Annotated in this window: 18 protein-coding genes and 1 pseudogene; 5 read left to right on the forward strand and 14 right to left on the reverse strand. The window is 68.6% G+C overall.

What is annotated here, in order from left to right; translation table 11 throughout:
* Positions 1–233 precede the first annotated feature (233 nt).
* A complete protein-coding gene (locus H613_RS0101760) occupies positions 234–1,388 on the reverse strand; it encodes an RNA-guided endonuclease InsQ/TnpB family protein (protein WP_026922440.1) in 1,155 nt (384 codons plus the stop codon).
* A gap of 398 nt (positions 1,389–1,786) precedes the next feature.
* On the opposite strand from H613_RS0101760, the gene H613_RS0101765 reads away from it, so the two are divergent.
* The gene (locus tag H613_RS0101765; protein WP_026922441.1) at positions 1,787–2,548 is read left to right on the forward strand and encodes an SDR family NAD(P)-dependent oxidoreductase; all 762 of its coding nucleotides are present in this window, start codon (positions 1,787–1,789) and stop codon (positions 2,546–2,548) included.
* 60 nt (positions 2,549–2,608) lie between these two features.
* Here the strand turns inward: H613_RS0101765 and truA are convergent, their stop codons facing one another.
* The 11 genes and pseudogenes from truA to H613_RS0101820 all read right to left on the reverse strand — a co-directional run bounded on the left by truA (position 2,609) and on the right by H613_RS0101820 (position 10,754).
* The gene (truA, locus tag H613_RS0101770; RefSeq protein WP_026922442.1) at positions 2,609–3,442 is read right to left on the reverse strand and encodes a tRNA pseudouridine(38-40) synthase TruA; all 834 of its coding nucleotides are present in this window, start codon (positions 3,440–3,442) and stop codon (positions 2,609–2,611) included.
* 177 nt (positions 3,443–3,619) lie between these two features.
* Positions 3,620–3,970, reverse strand: a pseudogene (gene rplQ, locus H613_RS23810) (50S ribosomal protein L17); the annotation flags it as partial.
* A 75-nt stretch (positions 3,971–4,045) separates the two neighbouring features.
* Positions 4,046–5,092: a DNA-directed RNA polymerase subunit alpha gene (locus H613_RS0101780; protein ID WP_026922443.1), complete on the reverse strand. Its 1,047-nt coding sequence runs from the start codon at positions 5,090–5,092 to the stop codon at positions 4,046–4,048.
* A 155-nt stretch (positions 5,093–5,247) separates the two neighbouring features.
* Entirely contained in the window at positions 5,248–5,646 is a 399-nt protein-coding gene (rpsK, locus tag H613_RS0101785) for a 30S ribosomal protein S11 (protein ID WP_026922444.1), read from the reverse strand.
* 18 nt (positions 5,647–5,664) lie between these two features.
* Positions 5,665–6,039, reverse strand: a complete 375-nt coding sequence (rpsM, locus tag H613_RS0101790; RefSeq protein WP_026922445.1) for a 30S ribosomal protein S13 — start codon at positions 6,037–6,039, stop codon at positions 5,665–5,667.
* Positions 6,040–6,220: 181 nt separating this feature from the next.
* Positions 6,221–6,337 carry a 50S ribosomal protein L36 gene (rpmJ, locus tag H613_RS29730; protein ID WP_081687242.1) on the reverse strand — a complete coding sequence of 39 codons (117 nt, stop codon included), beginning with the start codon at positions 6,335–6,337 and terminating at the stop codon, positions 6,221–6,223.
* Positions 6,338–6,364: 27 nt separating this feature from the next.
* The gene (gene infA / locus H613_RS0101800) at positions 6,365–6,586 is read right to left on the reverse strand and encodes a translation initiation factor IF-1 (protein ID WP_026922446.1); all 222 of its coding nucleotides are present in this window, start codon (positions 6,584–6,586) and stop codon (positions 6,365–6,367) included.
* A 556-nt stretch (positions 6,587–7,142) separates the two neighbouring features.
* Positions 7,143–7,754, reverse strand: coding sequence for a 30S ribosomal protein S4 (gene rpsD / locus H613_RS0101805; protein ID WP_026922447.1), 612 nt, complete (start codon positions 7,752–7,754; stop codon positions 7,143–7,145).
* A gap of 159 nt (positions 7,755–7,913) precedes the next feature.
* Complete coding sequence (locus tag H613_RS0101810; protein WP_026922448.1) at positions 7,914–8,963, reverse strand: D-alanine--D-alanine ligase family protein; 1,050 nt, start codon at positions 8,961–8,963, stop codon at positions 7,914–7,916.
* Positions 8,956–9,960 carry an NAD(P)H-dependent glycerol-3-phosphate dehydrogenase gene (locus H613_RS0101815; RefSeq protein WP_026922449.1) on the reverse strand — a complete coding sequence of 335 codons (1,005 nt, stop codon included), beginning with the start codon at positions 9,958–9,960 and terminating at the stop codon, positions 8,956–8,958. Before H613_RS0101815 ends, H613_RS0101810 begins: the two co-directional genes overlap by 8 nt.
* A gap of 11 nt (positions 9,961–9,971) precedes the next feature.
* Positions 9,972–10,754, reverse strand: coding sequence for a lysophospholipid acyltransferase family protein (locus H613_RS0101820; RefSeq protein WP_211234657.1), 783 nt, complete (start codon positions 10,752–10,754; stop codon positions 9,972–9,974).
* A gap of 388 nt (positions 10,755–11,142) precedes the next feature.
* Here H613_RS0101820 and H613_RS23815 point away from each other — a divergent pair, with 388 nt between their 5' ends.
* From H613_RS23815 to H613_RS0101835, 3 genes are read left to right on the forward strand one after another with little or no spacing between them, the layout of a single operon-like run.
* Positions 11,143–11,358, forward strand: a complete 216-nt coding sequence (locus H613_RS23815; RefSeq protein WP_211234658.1) for a hypothetical protein — start codon at positions 11,143–11,145, stop codon at positions 11,356–11,358.
* 6 nt (positions 11,359–11,364) lie between these two features.
* Positions 11,365–11,574, forward strand: a complete 210-nt coding sequence (locus H613_RS0101830) for a hypothetical protein (protein ID WP_026922451.1) — start codon at positions 11,365–11,367, stop codon at positions 11,572–11,574.
* Between the two features lie 49 nt (positions 11,575–11,623).
* Complete coding sequence (locus tag H613_RS0101835; protein ID WP_026922452.1) at positions 11,624–12,514, forward strand: NUDIX hydrolase; 891 nt, start codon at positions 11,624–11,626, stop codon at positions 12,512–12,514.
* A gap of 128 nt (positions 12,515–12,642) precedes the next feature.
* Here the strand turns inward: H613_RS0101835 and H613_RS0101840 are convergent, their stop codons facing one another.
* On the reverse strand, positions 12,643–13,062 hold the full coding sequence (locus tag H613_RS0101840) for a hypothetical protein (protein WP_026922453.1): 420 nt from the start codon (positions 13,060–13,062) through the stop codon (positions 12,643–12,645).
* Between the two features lie 212 nt (positions 13,063–13,274).
* Here H613_RS0101840 and H613_RS23820 point away from each other — a divergent pair, with 212 nt between their 5' ends.
* On the forward strand, positions 13,275–14,669 hold the full coding sequence (locus tag H613_RS23820; RefSeq protein WP_084546218.1) for a D-arabinono-1,4-lactone oxidase: 1,395 nt from the start codon (positions 13,275–13,277) through the stop codon (positions 14,667–14,669).
* A 73-nt stretch (positions 14,670–14,742) separates the two neighbouring features.
* On the opposite strand, the gene H613_RS23825 is transcribed toward H613_RS23820, so the two are convergent.
* Entirely contained in the window at positions 14,743–15,306 is a 564-nt protein-coding gene (locus tag H613_RS23825) for an HU family DNA-binding protein (RefSeq protein ID WP_084546219.1), read from the reverse strand.
* Positions 15,307–15,321 lie beyond the last annotated feature (15 nt).

The following is a 15,321-nucleotide window of genomic DNA, read 5'->3' on the forward strand; positions in this document are numbered from 1 at the left end:
TGTTTTGATCGATGGGAGTCGATGAGCTCGACCCCGGCCGCGGCTCGTGCCATGCCGTCCGGTCCCCTCACCGACCCTCACAGGAGCATCAGATGCACATCTTGACTTCCTCTCCTCCCTAGGGGAGGGGATTTCCGGCTTGCCGTTCCTGGTCGGGAACGGTCTACGGAAGGGTTCCTGGTTCAACGTCCACTGCCCGGTCTCCCAGGTCTGACACAGACTCCGCAGGCGTTTTAGGTGTCCGCCAGCCCGGCGGCCACCAGACGCTTGCCTTCACGTCTGATATTGATCTCGGCGTTGCCGTCCCGGTCGTGGACCGCACCGCACCCGCACTCCCAGACGCGCACCCCGAGCCCTTCGAGGCCCTTCGGACCGGTCAGCGCTCCGCAGGCCGAGCACAACCGGGTGGAGGGAAAGAGCCGGTCGACCTTGGCGAAGGTCCGGCCCGCACGGGCGGCTTTCGATTCGAGCAAGGTCAGGAACCGGCCGAGCGCGGCATCCTGTATGGATTTCGCGGCTCGGCCCCGGGACAGGCCCTGCACGCACAGGTCTTCGACGTAGAGGGCTTGGTTCTCGCCCACCAACGCCGCCACCTGCTTGTGCAGCCAATCATCCCTGCGGTTCCTGATCCGCTCGTGGATCTTCGCGACCTTCAGGCGCGCCCCGACCCGGTTCGCCGATCCTCGCTGTTTGCGCGAGAGCGCACGCTGCGCCTTCTTGAGCCGCCGCTCCATCTGAGCGAAGAACTTCGGGTTCTCGATGGTCTTGCCGCCTCGGAGCACGGCGAAGGCTTTGAGTCCGAGGTCGATGCCGGTTTCGGTGTCGGGGTCGGCCACCGGTTCGAGCAGGTCCGCGCCATCATCGACGGCGACGACGAACGACGCGTAGTACTTGCCGGTGGCGGTCTTGATGATCGTCACCGAGGACGGATCGGCAGACAACTCCCTGGACCAGGCGACGCGGAGGTCACCGACTTTCGCGACATACAGCCGCCCGTTCGCTTTCACCGAGAACCCGCGCCGGGTGTACCGGGCGGCCTGCGTGTGCGAGCGGCGCTTGAACCTGGGCGGACCGACCCGCCCCCCGGCACGCTTACCCGAGACCGAGTCGAAGAAGTTCCGCCACGCCGCGTGGCAGTCCCGCAGGGCCTGCTGCAACGGCACCGTCGAGACCTCGGCCAGCCAGGCCCGCTCCGGGGTCCGCTTCGCCTCGGTTATCAGCAGCTTGTCGAGGACGGCCGTCGACGGGTACGCAAGCCCCTCCCGGTGCGCTGCTTTTCTCGCGGCCACGGCGTCGTTGAACACCGTCCGCACACACCCGAACGTGCGCGCGAGCGCAGAGCGCTGCGGCACGGTCGGATAGACGCGAAACCGGTAACGAAGATGCACGAGACGAACCCTATCGGCCGGTTCCGACAATCCCAGCGCTCCCAGTCCCGCCACGCGGGACAGCGAGCAGACAATCACCCCGGATTCCTCCCCGCCCTAAAGGACAAGGCATCATCCGAGCAACATCGGCAAAGTGCTTCACGCGACAGGGCGCGACGGCACTGGCGGCGACCTCGCTGGCCGACACGTACGACGGGGGCTCGACCGGCACGCTGAACGGCTGGTCGATCGACCTCTAGCGATACCGTGAGGAGCCGCCGCGAAACGCGGCGGCTTCGCCGCATTCGGGGACGAAACTCCATGTCGGTTTCATGCCAGCGCGCGCCGCGACCGCCGGTGAGACTTGCGACGTGTCAACAGTTCAGGAAATCCAGCAGGAAACGCAGGCAGGAGCAGTCATGTCCCAGCGATTCAAGTCTAAAGTGGTCATCGTCACCGGTGGCGCGACCGGCATGGGGCTGGCCGTCGCCGAGCGCGTCGCCGCCGAGGGCGGCACGGCGCTCATCGCCTCCAGGCGGAAGGACGTCGGCGAGGTGGCCGTCGCCTCCATCACCGCCAAGGGCGGCCAGGCCGCCTATGTCCCGACCGACGTCACCGTCGAGGCCGACATGGAGCGGCTCGTGGCCGTCGCGGTCGAAGAGCACGGCGGCCTCCACGGCGCCTTCAACAACGCCGGCGGCATGAACGCGTTCGGCCCGATCTCACAAGTGGAGACGGAGGCGTGGCACGCCGACATCTCCCAGAGCCTCACCAGCGTGTTCTTTGGCCTGAAGCACCAGATCCCGGCCATCGCGGCCTCCGGGGGCGGTTCGATCGTCAACAACGCCTCGAATCTCGGCATGGTCGGCATGGGCACGGTCGCGCCGTACGTGGCCGCCAAGCACGGCGTGGTCGGCCTGACGAAGGCCGCCGCACTGGAGACCGCCGAGCAGGGTGTGCGCGTGAACGCGGTGCTGCCCGGCGGGGTCGACACACCGCTGTTCGGGGCGACCACCGGCGCGACCGCCGAGGGACGCGAGATGGTCAAGGGCCTGCATCCGCTGGGGCGCATAGCGAGGCCGGAGGAGATCGCGGCGACGGTGTGCCACCTGCTGAGCGACGAGGCCTCGTTCATCACCGGCGCGGCCATGTCGATCGACGGCGGCTTCACCGCTCAGTGACGCGGGCCGCGGATCCGTCCGAAGGGTCTGCGCCGTGGGCTCGCCGGGCGGGCTCGCGGCTCAGGCCGCCGCCGGGTCCTGGCGGGTCCTGACTCTGCGAGTGAGGTCGATGCGGGAGCGCCAGTCCGCGGGGTCGTCCGAGTAGTCGACCTCGACGAGGGCGAGGCCGTGGGGGCCGACGACGTGGACGTCGTTCGCGCGCTCGCCGAGGTGGAGGATCGAGGCCAGCCACTCCTCGTCTCGGCGGCCGTCGCCCACGGCGAGCGCGGCGCCGACGAGGCTGCGGACCATCGAGTGGCAGAACGCGTCGGCGCGGACCGTCGCCACCGCGACGCCGGCCTCGTCGCGGGTCCAGTCGTACTGGAGCAGTTCGCGGATCGTCGTGGCGCCTTCGCGCTGCTTGCAGAAGCCGATGAAGTCGTGCTCGCCGACCAGGCGCTGGCAGGCGGTGTGCATGCGTTCGACGTCGAGGGGCCTGGGCCAGGCGAGAGTGTCGGATCGGCGCAGCGGGTCGACGCCCCACATCGCGTCGGCCACGCGGTAGGTGTAGCGGCGCCACCTGGCGGCGAAGCGGGCGTTGAACGAGGGGTCGACGGCCTCGGCTGAGGTGACGCGCACGTCCGGCGGGAGGATGCCCCGCATGCGCCACAGCAGCTTCTCGGCCAGCTCCTCCCATTTCGCGGTGGGGACGTCGACGTGGACGACCTGCCCGACGGCGTGGACCCCGGCGTCGGTGCGCCCGGCGACGGTGAATGCCTCGATGTGCCCGAACAGCAGCTCGCAGGCGCGCATCACCTCGGCGGCGACGGTCCGCAGTCCTGGTTGCAGTGCCCAGCCGGAGAAGTCGGCCCCGTCGTAGGCGACGCCGAGCCGCAGTCTGGTCTTGTCCTCCACGCGCCCTCCCACTGAGGATCTTATAGGCTATACCCTTGATATAGGTTATAGAATATAAGTTATTTCCTATATTCTATAAGAAACAGACGACCGCGCGCAGAGCAGAACTCTGCGCGCGGTCGCACGTCTTGCCGTCACCGGCCCGAAGGCGCCGTCGGCGCCTCGAGGCGGTCGCTAGTCGACCAGTTCGATGATCGCCATCGGCGCGTTGTCGCCCTTGCGGTTCCCGGCCTTGATGATCCGGGTGTAGCCGCCCTCGCGGGCGGCGAAGCGCGGGGCGACCTGCTCGAACAGGTCGTGCGTGGCGTCCTTGTTGCGCAGCTTGGCCAGCGCCAGGCGGCGGTGGTGCAGGCTGCCCTTCTTGCCGTACGTGATCAGACGCTCGGCGTAAGGGCGCAGGCGGCGGGCCTTGGTCACCGTCGTGGTGATGCTGCCGTGCTCGAACAGCGACGCCGCGAGGTTCGCCAGCATCAGCTTCTCGTGTGCTGGGGAACCGCCCAGGCGCGGGCCCTTGGAAGGCTTAGGCATTGTCTTGCTCCTCTGGGTTTGGCGCGGCCGGCCGTCTTACGGAACCGACCGCCACTTGTCGGGCAGCGCTAGACGCTAGAGCTGCTCGGTCTCGCGGAGGTCCTCACCGTCGTCCTCGTACTCCTCGGGCTCGGGGCTCTCCTCGGACCCGAAGGCCGCGGCGGCCTCGGACGGGTCGAAGGTGCCCGGCGAGTCCTTCAGGCTCAGGCCCATGCCGGCGAGCTTCATCTTGACCTCGTCGATCGACTTCTGCCCGAAGTTGCGGATGTCGAGCAGGTCGGCCTCGGTGCGGTTGATGAGCTCTCCGACGGTGTTGACGCCCTCCCGCTTGAGGCAGTTGTACGACCGGACGGTCATGTCCAGGTCCTCGATCGGGAGCGCCAGGTCGGCGGCCAGCTGCTGGTCGGCCGGGCTGGGCCCGACGTCGATGCCCTCGGCCTCGGTGTCGAGCTCGCGGTAGAGCCCGAACAGCTCGACCAGGGTCGAGCCGGCGGAGGCCAGAGCGGTGCGCGGCGAGGTCGAGGCCTTGGTCTCGACGTCGACCGTGAGCTTGTCGAAGTCGGTGCGCTGCTCGACGCGGGTCGCGTCGACCGAGTAGGCCACCTTCAGGACCGGCGAGTAGATCGAGTCGACCGGGACGCGGCCGATCTCGTTCGTGTCGGCCTTGTTCTGCGGGGCCGAGACGTAGCCTCGGCCGCGCTCGACCACGAACTCCATGTCCAGGCGGCCCTTCGAGTTGAGGGTCGCGAGCTTGAGCTCGGGGTTGTGGACCTGCACGCCGGCGGGCGGCTGGATGTCGCCGGCGAGGACCTCGCCGGGGCCTTCCTTGCGCAGGTACATGGTGGCCGGCTCGTCGTTCTCCGAGGAGACGCAGATCTGCTTGACGTTCAGCACCAGTTCCACGACGTCCTCCTTGACGCCGGGAATGGTGGAGAACTCGTGCAGCACGCCGTCGATCTTGATCGAGGTGACCGCCGCGCCCGGGATGGACGACAGCAGCGTGCGCCGCAGCGAGTTGCCGAGCGTGTAGCCGAAGCCCGGCTCGAGCGGTTCGATGGTGAACTTCGAGCGGGTCGGGCTGATCTGCTGCTCAGAGAGCGAAGGCCGCTGAGTGATAAGCACGTGAATCGATTCCTTCGGTTCAGGGCGCCCGCTATATGGCGCCGAGAAATGGTGAGCACACCGAGGCTGCGTCGCCCAGGTGCCTCCCTGACGGATTCAGTTGTGACGGCGGACCGCCGGCGTCCCGGGTGCTGGCACTCGGGACGCGCGGCCGGTCAGACCCGGCGCCGCTTCGGCGGCCGGCAGCCGTTGTGCGGCTGCGGGGTCACGTCGTTGATCGAGCCGACCTCGAGGCCGACGGCCTGGAGGGAGCGGATCGCGGTCTCGCGGCCGGAGCCGGGACCCTTGACGTAGACGTCGACCTTGCGCATGCCGTTGTCCATCGCCTTGCGGGCGGCGGCCTCGGCGCACATCTGCGCGGCGTAGGGGGTCGACTTCCTGGAGCCCTTGAAGCCCACCTGGCCGGCGGAGGACCAGGAGACGACGGCACCGGTCGGGTCGGTGATCGACACGATGGTGTTGTTGAAGGTGCTCTTGATGTGAGCCTGCCCCTGGGGGACGTTCTTCTTCTTTGCGCGCGGGTTCTTCGAACCGCCGCGAGTCTTCGGTGGCATCTCTTGCGCTCCTCAGCCCTAGCGGGCCTTCTTCTTTCCGGCGACAGTCTTCTTCGGGCCCTTGCGGGTCCGAGCGTTGGTCTTGGTGCGCTGACCGTGGACCGGGAGGCCGAAGCGGTGACGCAGGCCCTGGTAGCAGCCGATCTCGATCTTGCGGCGGATGTCGGCCTGCACTTCGCGGCGCAGGTCGCCCTCGACTTGGTAGTGCTCTTCGATGTGGTCGCGGAGCTTCACCAGCTCGTCGTCGGTGAGGTCCTTGACGCGCTTGTCACGGTCGAGGCCGGTGGCCTCGATCGTCTCGATCGAGCGCGTGCGGCCGACACCGTAGATGTAGGTGAGTGCGATCTCCAGGCGCTTGTCGCGCGGGAGGTCCACTCCGACCAGGCGTGCCATCTAGGCGTTCTCCTAGTGTTCTCGGAGGTCTGACCGCTGCCGTCCCGCCAGGAGTCGATCTCCCCGCCCTGATCGGGCGATGCGAGCCCCGGCCTCCGAACCGGGGGTTGTGCGCTCGTGCGCACTGGCGGCGGTTCCCCATCTCATCAAGCGTGGGGCCTTGCTCGTTGCGTGTGAAGTTCTAGCCCTGACGCTGCTTGTGACGCGGGTCGGACGAGCAGATGACCATCACCCGTCCGTGCCTGCGGATCACGCGGCAGTTCTTGCAGATCTTCTTGACGCTCGGTTTGACTTTCACGAGTCCTACTTACGTGTAGTCGTCAGGTCAGCGGTAGCGGTAGACAATCCGCCCGCGCGACAGGTCGTACGGCGAGAGCTCGACGACGACCCGGTCCTCTGGGAGGATCCGGATGTAGTTCTGCCGCATCTTGCCGCTGATGTGAGCGAGTACTTTGTGGCCGTTGGTGAGTTCCACCCGGAACATAGCGTTCGGGAGGGACTCGGTGACCTTGCCTTCGATCTCGATGGCACCGTCTTTTTTAGGCATGTCCTCCGCTACCGTGACAACTCGGTCCGAAACTCCGCACCCGTCCGGGTCCGGAGCAACTGTCAGCCCGCACGACGCCGAGGAGCCCCTGGCGGGGTCCGCTGACGTTGATCGGGCGTATTCCACGGTTCGGTTGCCGCGAAACCTGCGAGCAAGGCATTCGCACTCTCTGCGAAGCTTGCGAGCAGTGAATTCGCACCGCGCCGGAACCGTGAGCGACCGCTGTGCGGCACTGGGCCACGTGCCGGTCGCATCGGTGCAGTTCGCCTTGATCACTGTCCCAGTTCGCCGGAGCGCGGGCGGACTCAGGACAGAACGGACTGCACCGCGGGGTAAGTCTACTCGCGCCTGCGAGGCGGCTACCAGCGGGGAGACCGTGACGGACGGCACTGTCGCGCGTACGAGGCGGCCCGCCGCCGGAGCGGGGGCCGCCTCGTCACAACGCGTACTTCGAGTGATACTCGCTGAGCGCTTACTCGGAGCGGCGCTCGGCTGAGTCGCTGCTTCGAGCGGTACCCGGCTGAGCTCTTACTTCGAGCAGTACTCGGCTGAGCTCCTACTTCGAGTAGTACTCGACGACGAGCGCCTCATCGCAGATCACGGGGACCTGCTTGCGCTCGGGCACCTGGATGAAGCGGGCCACCAGGCCGTCGAGGTGGGCCTCGATGTAGGCGGGGGTCTGCTCGCCCGCCCACGCGCCGGCCGCGGCCAGCTGGAACGGTGTCATCGTGCGGGACTTCTTGCGCACCTGCACGAAGTCGTTCGCCTTGAGCCGGTACGACGGGATGTCGACCTTGCGGCCGTTCACGATGAAGTGACCGTGGTTGACGAACTGGCGCGCCTGGTAGATGGTGCGCGCGAATCCGGCCCGCAGCACGAAGGCGTCGAGGCGGGACTCCAGGATGCTGATCAGGACCTCACCGGTCTTGCCCTGCTTGCGCACGGCCTCCTGGTAGGCGTTGCGCAGCTGACGCTCGCTGATGTTGTACTGCGCGCGCAGACGCTGCTTCTCGACGAGCTGGTTTTTGTAGTCCGATTCCTTCTTGCGGCCGCGGCCGTGCTGCCCCGGAGGGTACGGACGGCGCTCCATGTACTTGGCGGCCTTCGGCGTCAGCGCGACGCCGAGGGAACGGGAAAGCTTGACTTTCGCCTTCGCTTGCAATGCAATCTCCAGTAATTCATGAACGAGCCCCGATTCGGGGCACAAGTCGTCTCTGACGTGCAGAAACGCGGAAGTGTCGCGCGCTCGTGCGGCGCGCACACGGATATACGGCTCGGTCCCACCACCATTGGCGATGCGACCACTGGACCAGGGTACGCGGCCAGGTCAGGCGCGGCCAGCGCGGGCCGCCGCGAGAGTGACCAGGCGCTCCACCAGCTCCTCATACGAGGTCCCCGCGGCGGCGAACGCCTGCGGGACGCCGCTCATCGGGGTGAGCCCGGGCATGGTGTTCAGCTCGTTGAGGTAGACGGTGCCGTCCGGGGCCAGGAAGCAGTCGACGCGAGCCAGATCGCGGCAATCGAGGAGCCGGAAGACCTTCCTGGCCAGCTCCTGCGCCTGCTCGGCGACGCCCTCGGGGAAGTCCGGCTTGAGGTTGAACGGCTCGGGGTTGTCGAGGTACTTCGCGTCGAAGTCGAACCAGCCGTCCTCGCCCATCGCGAGCACCTCGAGCGGATAGGTGACCTCCAGCTCGCCGTCGAGGGTGGCCAGAACGCCCATCTCGATCTCGCGGACGTCCATGAACGCGGCCTCGAAGACCACCTTGTCGTCCACCTCGCGGGCCTTGGCGACGGCCTCGGCCAGCTCGGCGCCCGACTTGGCCCTGCTGATGCCCAGGCTCGATCCGGCGCGGGCGGGCTTGACGAAGACGGGCAGGCCGAGCTCGTCGACGACGGCCTGCGCGTCGAGTTCCTCGCCGGGCTTGAGGACCGCCCATTTGCCCTGCGGGACGCCCTCGGCGTCGAGCAGGCGCTTGGTGAACTCCTTGTCCATGCTCACCGAGCTGGCCAGCACCCCGGATCCGACGTAAGGCAGGTCGGCCATCTCGAACAGTCCCTGGAGGGTACCGTCCTCGCCGTAGGGGCCGTGGAGGACCGGGAAGGCGATGTCGGCCATGGGCGAGGCACCGGGGCCGAGCTCGACGGCGACGGCCTTGCCCGAGTCGGCGGTGATCTCCGGCAGCGGCGCGGCGCCGTCGATCGCGAAGGCGGCGTCCCGCGGGAGCCGCACCCACTCGCCGGAGCGGGTGATGCCGATGGCGGTGACGTCGTAGCCCCGTTCTCGCAGCGCCTGGGCCACTCCCGAGCCGGAGGCGCATGAGACGGGCTGTTCGACGCTGCGGCCGCCGAAGAACACGGCGACGGTTGGCTTAGTCATGGTGTGACCTCAAAGTGTCGGTTTCCGGTTTGGTCTCGCGGCCCATCAGCTCGGCGACGGCGGCCCTGGGGTCGAGTCCCTCGTGGCAGACGCGTTCGACCGCGTCGCAGATGGGCATCTCGACGCCGACCTTGCGGGCCAGGTCGGTGATCGACCGGCAGCTCTTGACGCCTTCGGCGGTCTGCCTGGTGATGCGGGCGGCCTCGTCCAAGGTGGCGCCGAGGCCGAGCTGCTCGCCGAAGGTGTGGTTGCGCGACAGCGGGGAGGAGCAGGTGGCGACGAGGTCGCCGAGCCCGGCGAGCCCGGCGAAGGTCGCCGGGTCGGCGCCGAGGCGGATGCCCAGGCGCGTGGTCTCGGCGAGGCCGCGGGTGATGAGCGTGGCCTTGGTGTTGTCGCCCAGGCCCATCCCGGCGGCCATGCCGTAGGCGAGCGCGATGACGTTCTTGGTCGCCCCGCCGAGCTCGCAGCCGACCACGTCGGTGTTGGTGTAGGGGCGGAAGTAGGCGGTGGTGACCGCGCGCTGGACGGCGACGGCGCGGTCGTGGTCGGCGCAGGCGACGACGGAGGCAGTCGGCTGCTCCTCGGCGATCTCGCGCGCGAGGTTGGGGCCGGACAGGACCGCGACGTGCTTCTCGTCGGCGCCGGTCACCTCGGCGACGACTTCGGTCATGCGCGCGGTGGTGCCCAGTTCGATGCCCTTCATCAGGCTGAGCAGGGTCGCGTCGGGGTGGAGGTGGGCCGACCAGGCGGCGAGGTTCTCGCGGAGGGTCTGGCTGGGGACGGCGAGCACGACGATCGCGGCGCCGCGCAGGGCCTCGGCCGGGTCGCCGGTGGCCGAGACGCCGCCCGGGAGAGTGACGTCCGGGAAGTAGTCGGGGTTGCGGCGCTGGCGGTTGACCGCGTCGGCGACGTCCGGTCGCCGGGCCCAGAGTGTGACAGGCGTGCCCGCGTCGGCGAGGATCTTGGCGAACACGGTTCCCCACGATCCGGCTCCCATGACGGCTGCTCTCACTCGGTCGGCTCGCTTTCTTCGCGCTGATGCTTCTTATATTCGCGGAGGTCGAACAGCGGCGGGGGCTGTTCGCCGCGAAGCTCGGCGACGCCCTCGCGCAGCGCCTCCATGATCTTGTCCGTGGCGGCGGTGAGGCGCTCGCGGGTCGGCTCGGCGCCTTCCCATTCGGAGAGGTCGACGGGGGGCCCGGCGACGACGGTGACGAGTTTGCGGCGGCCGAGCTTGAACTTGGGCTTGCGGTGGCGGTCGTGGATCGCCAGCGATCCCCATTGGGCGATGGGGATGACGGGGGCGCCGGTGGTGAGGGCGAGGCGGGCGACGCCGGTCTTGCCGCGCATCGGCCAGCGGTCCGGCTCCTTGGTGACGGTGCCTTCGGGCGAGATGACGACCGAGCCGCCCGCGGTGAGGACCTCGATGGCTTTGCGCAGAGAGTCGGCGGCGTCGCTGCGTCCGCGGTAGACCGGGATCTGCTCGGTGGCCTTGATGACGGGGCCGAGGACGGGGATCTTGACGAGGGAGTGCTTGAGCAGGAAGCGGGGGTGGCGTCCGGAGTTGTAGACGAAGTGGGCGACCGGGAGCGGATCGAAGTCGGAGTAGTGGTTCCACACGAGGATGACCGGGCCGGTCAGGGGGATGTGGTGCATGCCGGCCCACTTGCGCTTGGTGAGGAGCACCAGGCCGCCTTTGACGATGCCGCCCGCGGCGTGGACGATGCCGCTGAGCCGGTCGCCTCCGGGCCGGCGCCAGGCGTAGTGCGCCTCGGCCGTCTCCTTGGTCACCTGATTGCTCCTTCTGGATGATGCCGACGCGCGGCCCGCGGATACCGCGGCGCCGGCTCGTGGCTCGCGGGCTCCGCCCGGAGGGGCGGCCTGTGTGCCCACTGTCGGCGCGACTTGTGGGATCGTCTGTGTGTGAGCACTCTATAGCCCTTCCCGCCCGGGGAGGGAGACGGGAAGCGGGCCGTGGGGTCTGCCTCAGGGTCCGCCACCTGCCGACACGTGACGTGATGCCGCCGGTACGGGGCGGTGCGCGCCCGGTGCGGTGTGCCATATCCGTATGGCGCCTTGCGCCGATAATCGAATGATGTCATCATAGAGTCACAATGACATCGATCCTGCCGACACGTTGTGGCGGCAATGTCCTCGAACCCGACCGGAGTGAATGAACATGAACTGGCGTCTCCTCGGATGGCTCGTTGCCCTGTTCGGCGGCGCGATCGTCGCGATCTGGCTCGTCGCCACCGTGATCGGATGGATCTTCGGAGCCATCGGGGCCCTCATCAAGATCGCCCTCATCGTCGGCGTCGTCGGCGGCCTGGTGTTCCTCGGCTGGAAGGCCAAGAACGCCATCGGCGGCTCCGACCGCAAGCAGCTCCGCAGGTAGCCCCACTTGCAGGGTACCGTCGCACGCTTCAATGAGGACGGCTCCGGCGAGGTCGTCCTCGACAGTGCCGCTGAGGCGGGCCGCCGCGTCGCATTCGGCGCGGCGGCCTTCGCCGTCTCAGGGCTGCGCTTCCTGCGCCCGGGTCAGCGCGTCCAGCTCGATGTCGACACAGCGGGATCGGTGGTCGCGATCCGCATTCCCACCATGCGCGCGTAGGAGTGTCAGGGGTTCCCTTTCCTCGTCCGATCCCAGTACGGTATGAGGCGTGAGCGGGACACGGAAGCGGGTGGCGGCGGCCGGCGGCGTGCTGTGGCGCACGGTCGAGGGCGGGCGCATGGAAGTGGTCGCCGTGTGGCGGCCCAAGGTCGGCAACTGGTCGCTGCCCAAGGGCAAGCTCGACGACGGGGAGCACCCCTTGACGGCCGCGTGCCGCGAGGTCGAGGAGGAGACCGGCGTGCCGGTCATCCCGCAGATGTGGCTGTGCCGGGCCGCGTACGTGCTGCCCAACCCGGCCGGGGACGTGTACAAGACCGTCGACTTCTGGTCGATGCGCACCGAGAAGCCCGACGCGGGCTTCGTGGCCGACGAGGAGATCGGCGAGCGGCGCTGGCTCTCCCTGGCCGAGGCGCGCGATCGGCTCTCCAGGCCGCGCGACCAGCAGGCGCTCAAGGCGTTCTCGGCACTGCCGCCGGTCACCGCCACTGTGCTCCTGGTGGCCCCCGCCGAACTCGAGGGCGGCTTCGACGGTCCGGACGTGACGCGGCCGCTCAGCTCGGTCGGCCGCGAGCAGGCGGTGCGCCTGGCGGCCTTGGCGGCGCTGTACCAGCCCGAGCGGGCGCTGAGCGCGACCGGCAGGGCGAGCGTGCAGACGCTTGAGCCGGTGGCGGCGGCGGTGGGATGCGAATTGGGCGGCGACTCGGCGTTCGACGCCGATGCGCACGAGCGCAACCCGGCTCGTTCGGGGATGCGACTGCGGGAACTGGCGGGGCCGGGCGGGTGCGCGATCGTGTGCGCCGGACCGGAGGTCGTCAGCGACACGGTGGCGATCCTGGCCGACGAGGACGAGCTGGCGGTCGCCGACGTCTCCACGCGCGCGGGCGAGGGGTGGGTCCTGTCGCTGTCGGGGCAGCGCCTCATAGGCGTCGAACGGCTATAGATTATAGAATATAAGATATAGGTTAAGATCGCAGCTTATAGCTTATACGATATAAGAATCTGTTCGAGGATCACGAAAAGAGGCGGCCGCTCAGCGGCCGCCTTTCGCACCTGGTCCGGCGTCCGCGCTCAGACGTCGACCTGGACCCAGCCGTCGAGGCACATGAGCGCCGCGTATCCGACGGTGTCGCCGATGTAGACCTCCACCCAGTGGAAGCCCTCGCCGCACGGGTCCCCGTACTCCCCGCCGGGCGTCGAGTCGCAGGACGCCTCGTAGTACTCGCCCGGCTCAAGGTAGTCGAAGTACTCGCTGTCGGTCGTCGGCTCCACCCTGACGCGCACCTCCGTGCGGTCGGTGTAGACCGCGCAGGTCGTCTGCTCGGTGTCGTCGGCGTCCTGGTCGACATCGACGTCGGAGGGCGAGACCGAGCCCTGGGGGCGCATCTGCTCCTCGACGGTCTCGGCCGAGGCCGGCGAGGCGGCGGCGAACGTCAGCGCCAAGGCGCCGCCGAGGGCCGCGACCGAACCGAACAGCCTTGTGCTTCTCATGTTTCGCTCCTTGATTCATCGGTGTGCGGCGGAATCTCCGCACCGACGATGTTTCCAGCATTATCGGAATCCAGGGACGAAACCGGGAATGGCGCGGCTGCTGATATCCGACAGTCCGGAACTGCGGCTCCGCGACCGCCGATCCCTTGGAACCGGTAGCGGGCGGGCGCCGCGGTACCGTTGCCTCCGCCAGTCAGCATAAGGAGGACATCGTGCCAGGTTACGGCTCGCCAGCGTCGCCGACGGGATCGAGCGCCCCCGGGGGTCCGGGGGACGCGCCGCTCACCAACTGGGCGGGCAACGTCGCGTTCGCCCCCGAACGCTTCGAACCGGCCTCGAGCATCGAGGCCGCCCGCGAGATCGTGGCCGCGGCGCCGCGGCTGCGGGTGCTCGGCTCGGGCCACTCCTTCAACGCCATCGCGGACTCCTCCGCCGTCCTGCTCTCGCTCAGCGGGATCGAGCCGGAGGTGACGATCGACGCCGAGGCGCGCGAGGTGCGGGCCTCGGGGTGGATCACGTACGCGGCCCTGGGCCGGGCCGTCCACGAGGCCGGGTTCGCGCTGCACAACTTCGCCTCGCTCCCCCACATCTCGGTGGCCGGGTCGATCGCCACCGGCACGCACGGCTCGGGCGACGGCAGCGGCAACCTCGCGACCGCCGTGGCGGCCTTGGAGTTCATCGGCGCCGACGGCGAGGTCCGCACCCTCAGGCGCGGCGAGCCCGATTTCGCGGGCGCCGTGGTCCATCTGGGGGCCTTGGGGGTGATCACGGCCGTGACGCTGGACCTGCTGCCGGCGTTCGAGATGCGCCAGTACGTCTACGACGGCCTGTCGTTCGACGCGGCGGTGGCCCATTTCGACGAGCTGACCTCCTCGGCGTACAGCACGAGCATGTTCACGCCGTGGGGCGCCGATCCGTCGTTCCAGTTCTGGACCAAGCAGCGCGTGGCCGACCAGACGCAGCCGTTCCCGGCCTCGCAGCGGTTCGGCGCGCCGCTGGCCGACGGGCCGCGCCACCCGATTCCGGGCGTCGATCCGGCGGCGTGCACCGAGCAGCAGGGGCGGACCGGTCCGGCGCACGAGCGGCTGCCGCACTTCCGGCCCGAGTTCACACCCAGCGCGGGCGAGGAACTCCAGTCGGAGTACCTGGTGGACCGGGCCGACGCCCCGGCGGCGCTGGAGGCGCTGCGGGCGGTCTCGGAGCGGCTGGCGCCGGTGGTGCAGATCAGTGAGGTGCGCACGATGGCGGCCGATGATCTGTGGCTTTCGCCGGCCTATGGACGGGACACTGTGGGCCTCCACTTCACGTGGGTGCGCGACTATGCCTCGGTTCGGCCCGTCATGGGAGTGGTGGAGGAAGTGCTCGCTCCGTTCGCTCCGCGGCCCCATTGGGGGAAATTGTTCACGATTCCCATTCCCGAAATCCGCTCGCAATATCCCCGAATGGGGGACTTCGAAAAACTGCGGGACCGCACCGATCCAGAGGGGAAGTTCGTGAACGACTTCTGCGCGGAACTGCTCGGGGGAAGCGCCCGATTACGCGTAGTGTCGGCCTATCCGACGGTACGAGGACGCGGGCATAGCCGAGGGCATTCAGGTGGATCCTGAATGCCCTCTGTCCCCGTGCGAGTGCAATGTTGATGCGCCGCGGAGACCCGGAATGCCACCGGGCCGTAGATCTTCAGCGGCGCCCGCTGCGCTTGGCGGCGGTGCCGCGCCCCGACGTCTTCTTCGCCGCGGTCTTCTTCGCGGTGGTCTTCGTGGCCGCCTTGCGCGTGGCCTTCTTGGGTGCGGCGGTCTTCTTGGCGGCGGCCCGTTTGGCGCCCCCGACCCTGCCCGTGGCGACGGAGCGGGTGCCGGAACTGGCGGCCCGCGTGGTCTTCTTGGCCGCCTTCTTGGCGGTCTTCTTCGCCGTCGACTTCGTGGCGGACGAGGCGCTCTTCTTCGCGGTGGACGCCCTCGACATCTTCCGCTTTCCCGTCACCAGTTCTTTGAAACCAGTACCGGGCCGGAACGCCGGGATTACCGTCTTCTTGACCTTCACCGCTTCACCGGTGCGCGGGTTGCGCGCCATGCGCGCGGCCCGCTGGCGCTTCTCGAAGACGCCGAATCCGGCGAAGGAGACCTTCTCTCCTTTCACCACAGCCCGCTGAATCTCGTCGATCGCCACATCCACGACTTCCTTCGCGGCCTGACGGTCACCGGTGCGAGCGGCTATCCGGTCTACGAACTCTGCCTTGTTCACGAGTCCTTCCCTCCC

It is taken from the genome of Glycomyces arizonensis DSM 44726 (genome assembly GCF_000482705.1).
Lineage (GTDB): Bacteria > Actinomycetota > Actinomycetes > Mycobacteriales > Micromonosporaceae > Glycomyces > Glycomyces arizonensis.

Coding starts and splice junctions, on each gene's coding strand:
- H613_RS0101765 (WP_026922441.1), top strand. CDS start 1,787: ATGTCCCAGCGATTCAAGTCTAAAGTGGTCATCGTCACCGGTGGCGCG.
- rpsK (WP_026922444.1), bottom strand. CDS start 5,646: ATGCCACCGAAGACTCGCGGCGGTTCGAAGAACCCGCGCGCAAAGAAG.
- rpsM (WP_026922445.1), bottom strand. CDS start 6,039: ATGGCACGCCTGGTCGGAGTGGACCTCCCGCGCGACAAGCGCCTGGAG.
- infA (WP_026922446.1), bottom strand. CDS start 6,586: ATGCCTAAAAAAGACGGTGCCATCGAGATCGAAGGCAAGGTCACCGAG.
- H613_RS0101810 (WP_026922448.1), bottom strand. CDS start 8,963: ATGACTAAGCCAACCGTCGCCGTGTTCTTCGGCGGCCGCAGCGTCGAA.
- H613_RS0101815 (WP_026922449.1), bottom strand. CDS start 9,960: ATGGGAGCCGGATCGTGGGGAACCGTGTTCGCCAAGATCCTCGCCGAC.
- H613_RS23815 (WP_211234658.1), top strand. CDS start 11,143: ATGAACTGGCGTCTCCTCGGATGGCTCGTTGCCCTGTTCGGCGGCGCG.
- H613_RS0101840 (WP_026922453.1), bottom strand. CDS start 13,062: ATGAGAAGCACAAGGCTGTTCGGTTCGGTCGCGGCCCTCGGCGGCGCC.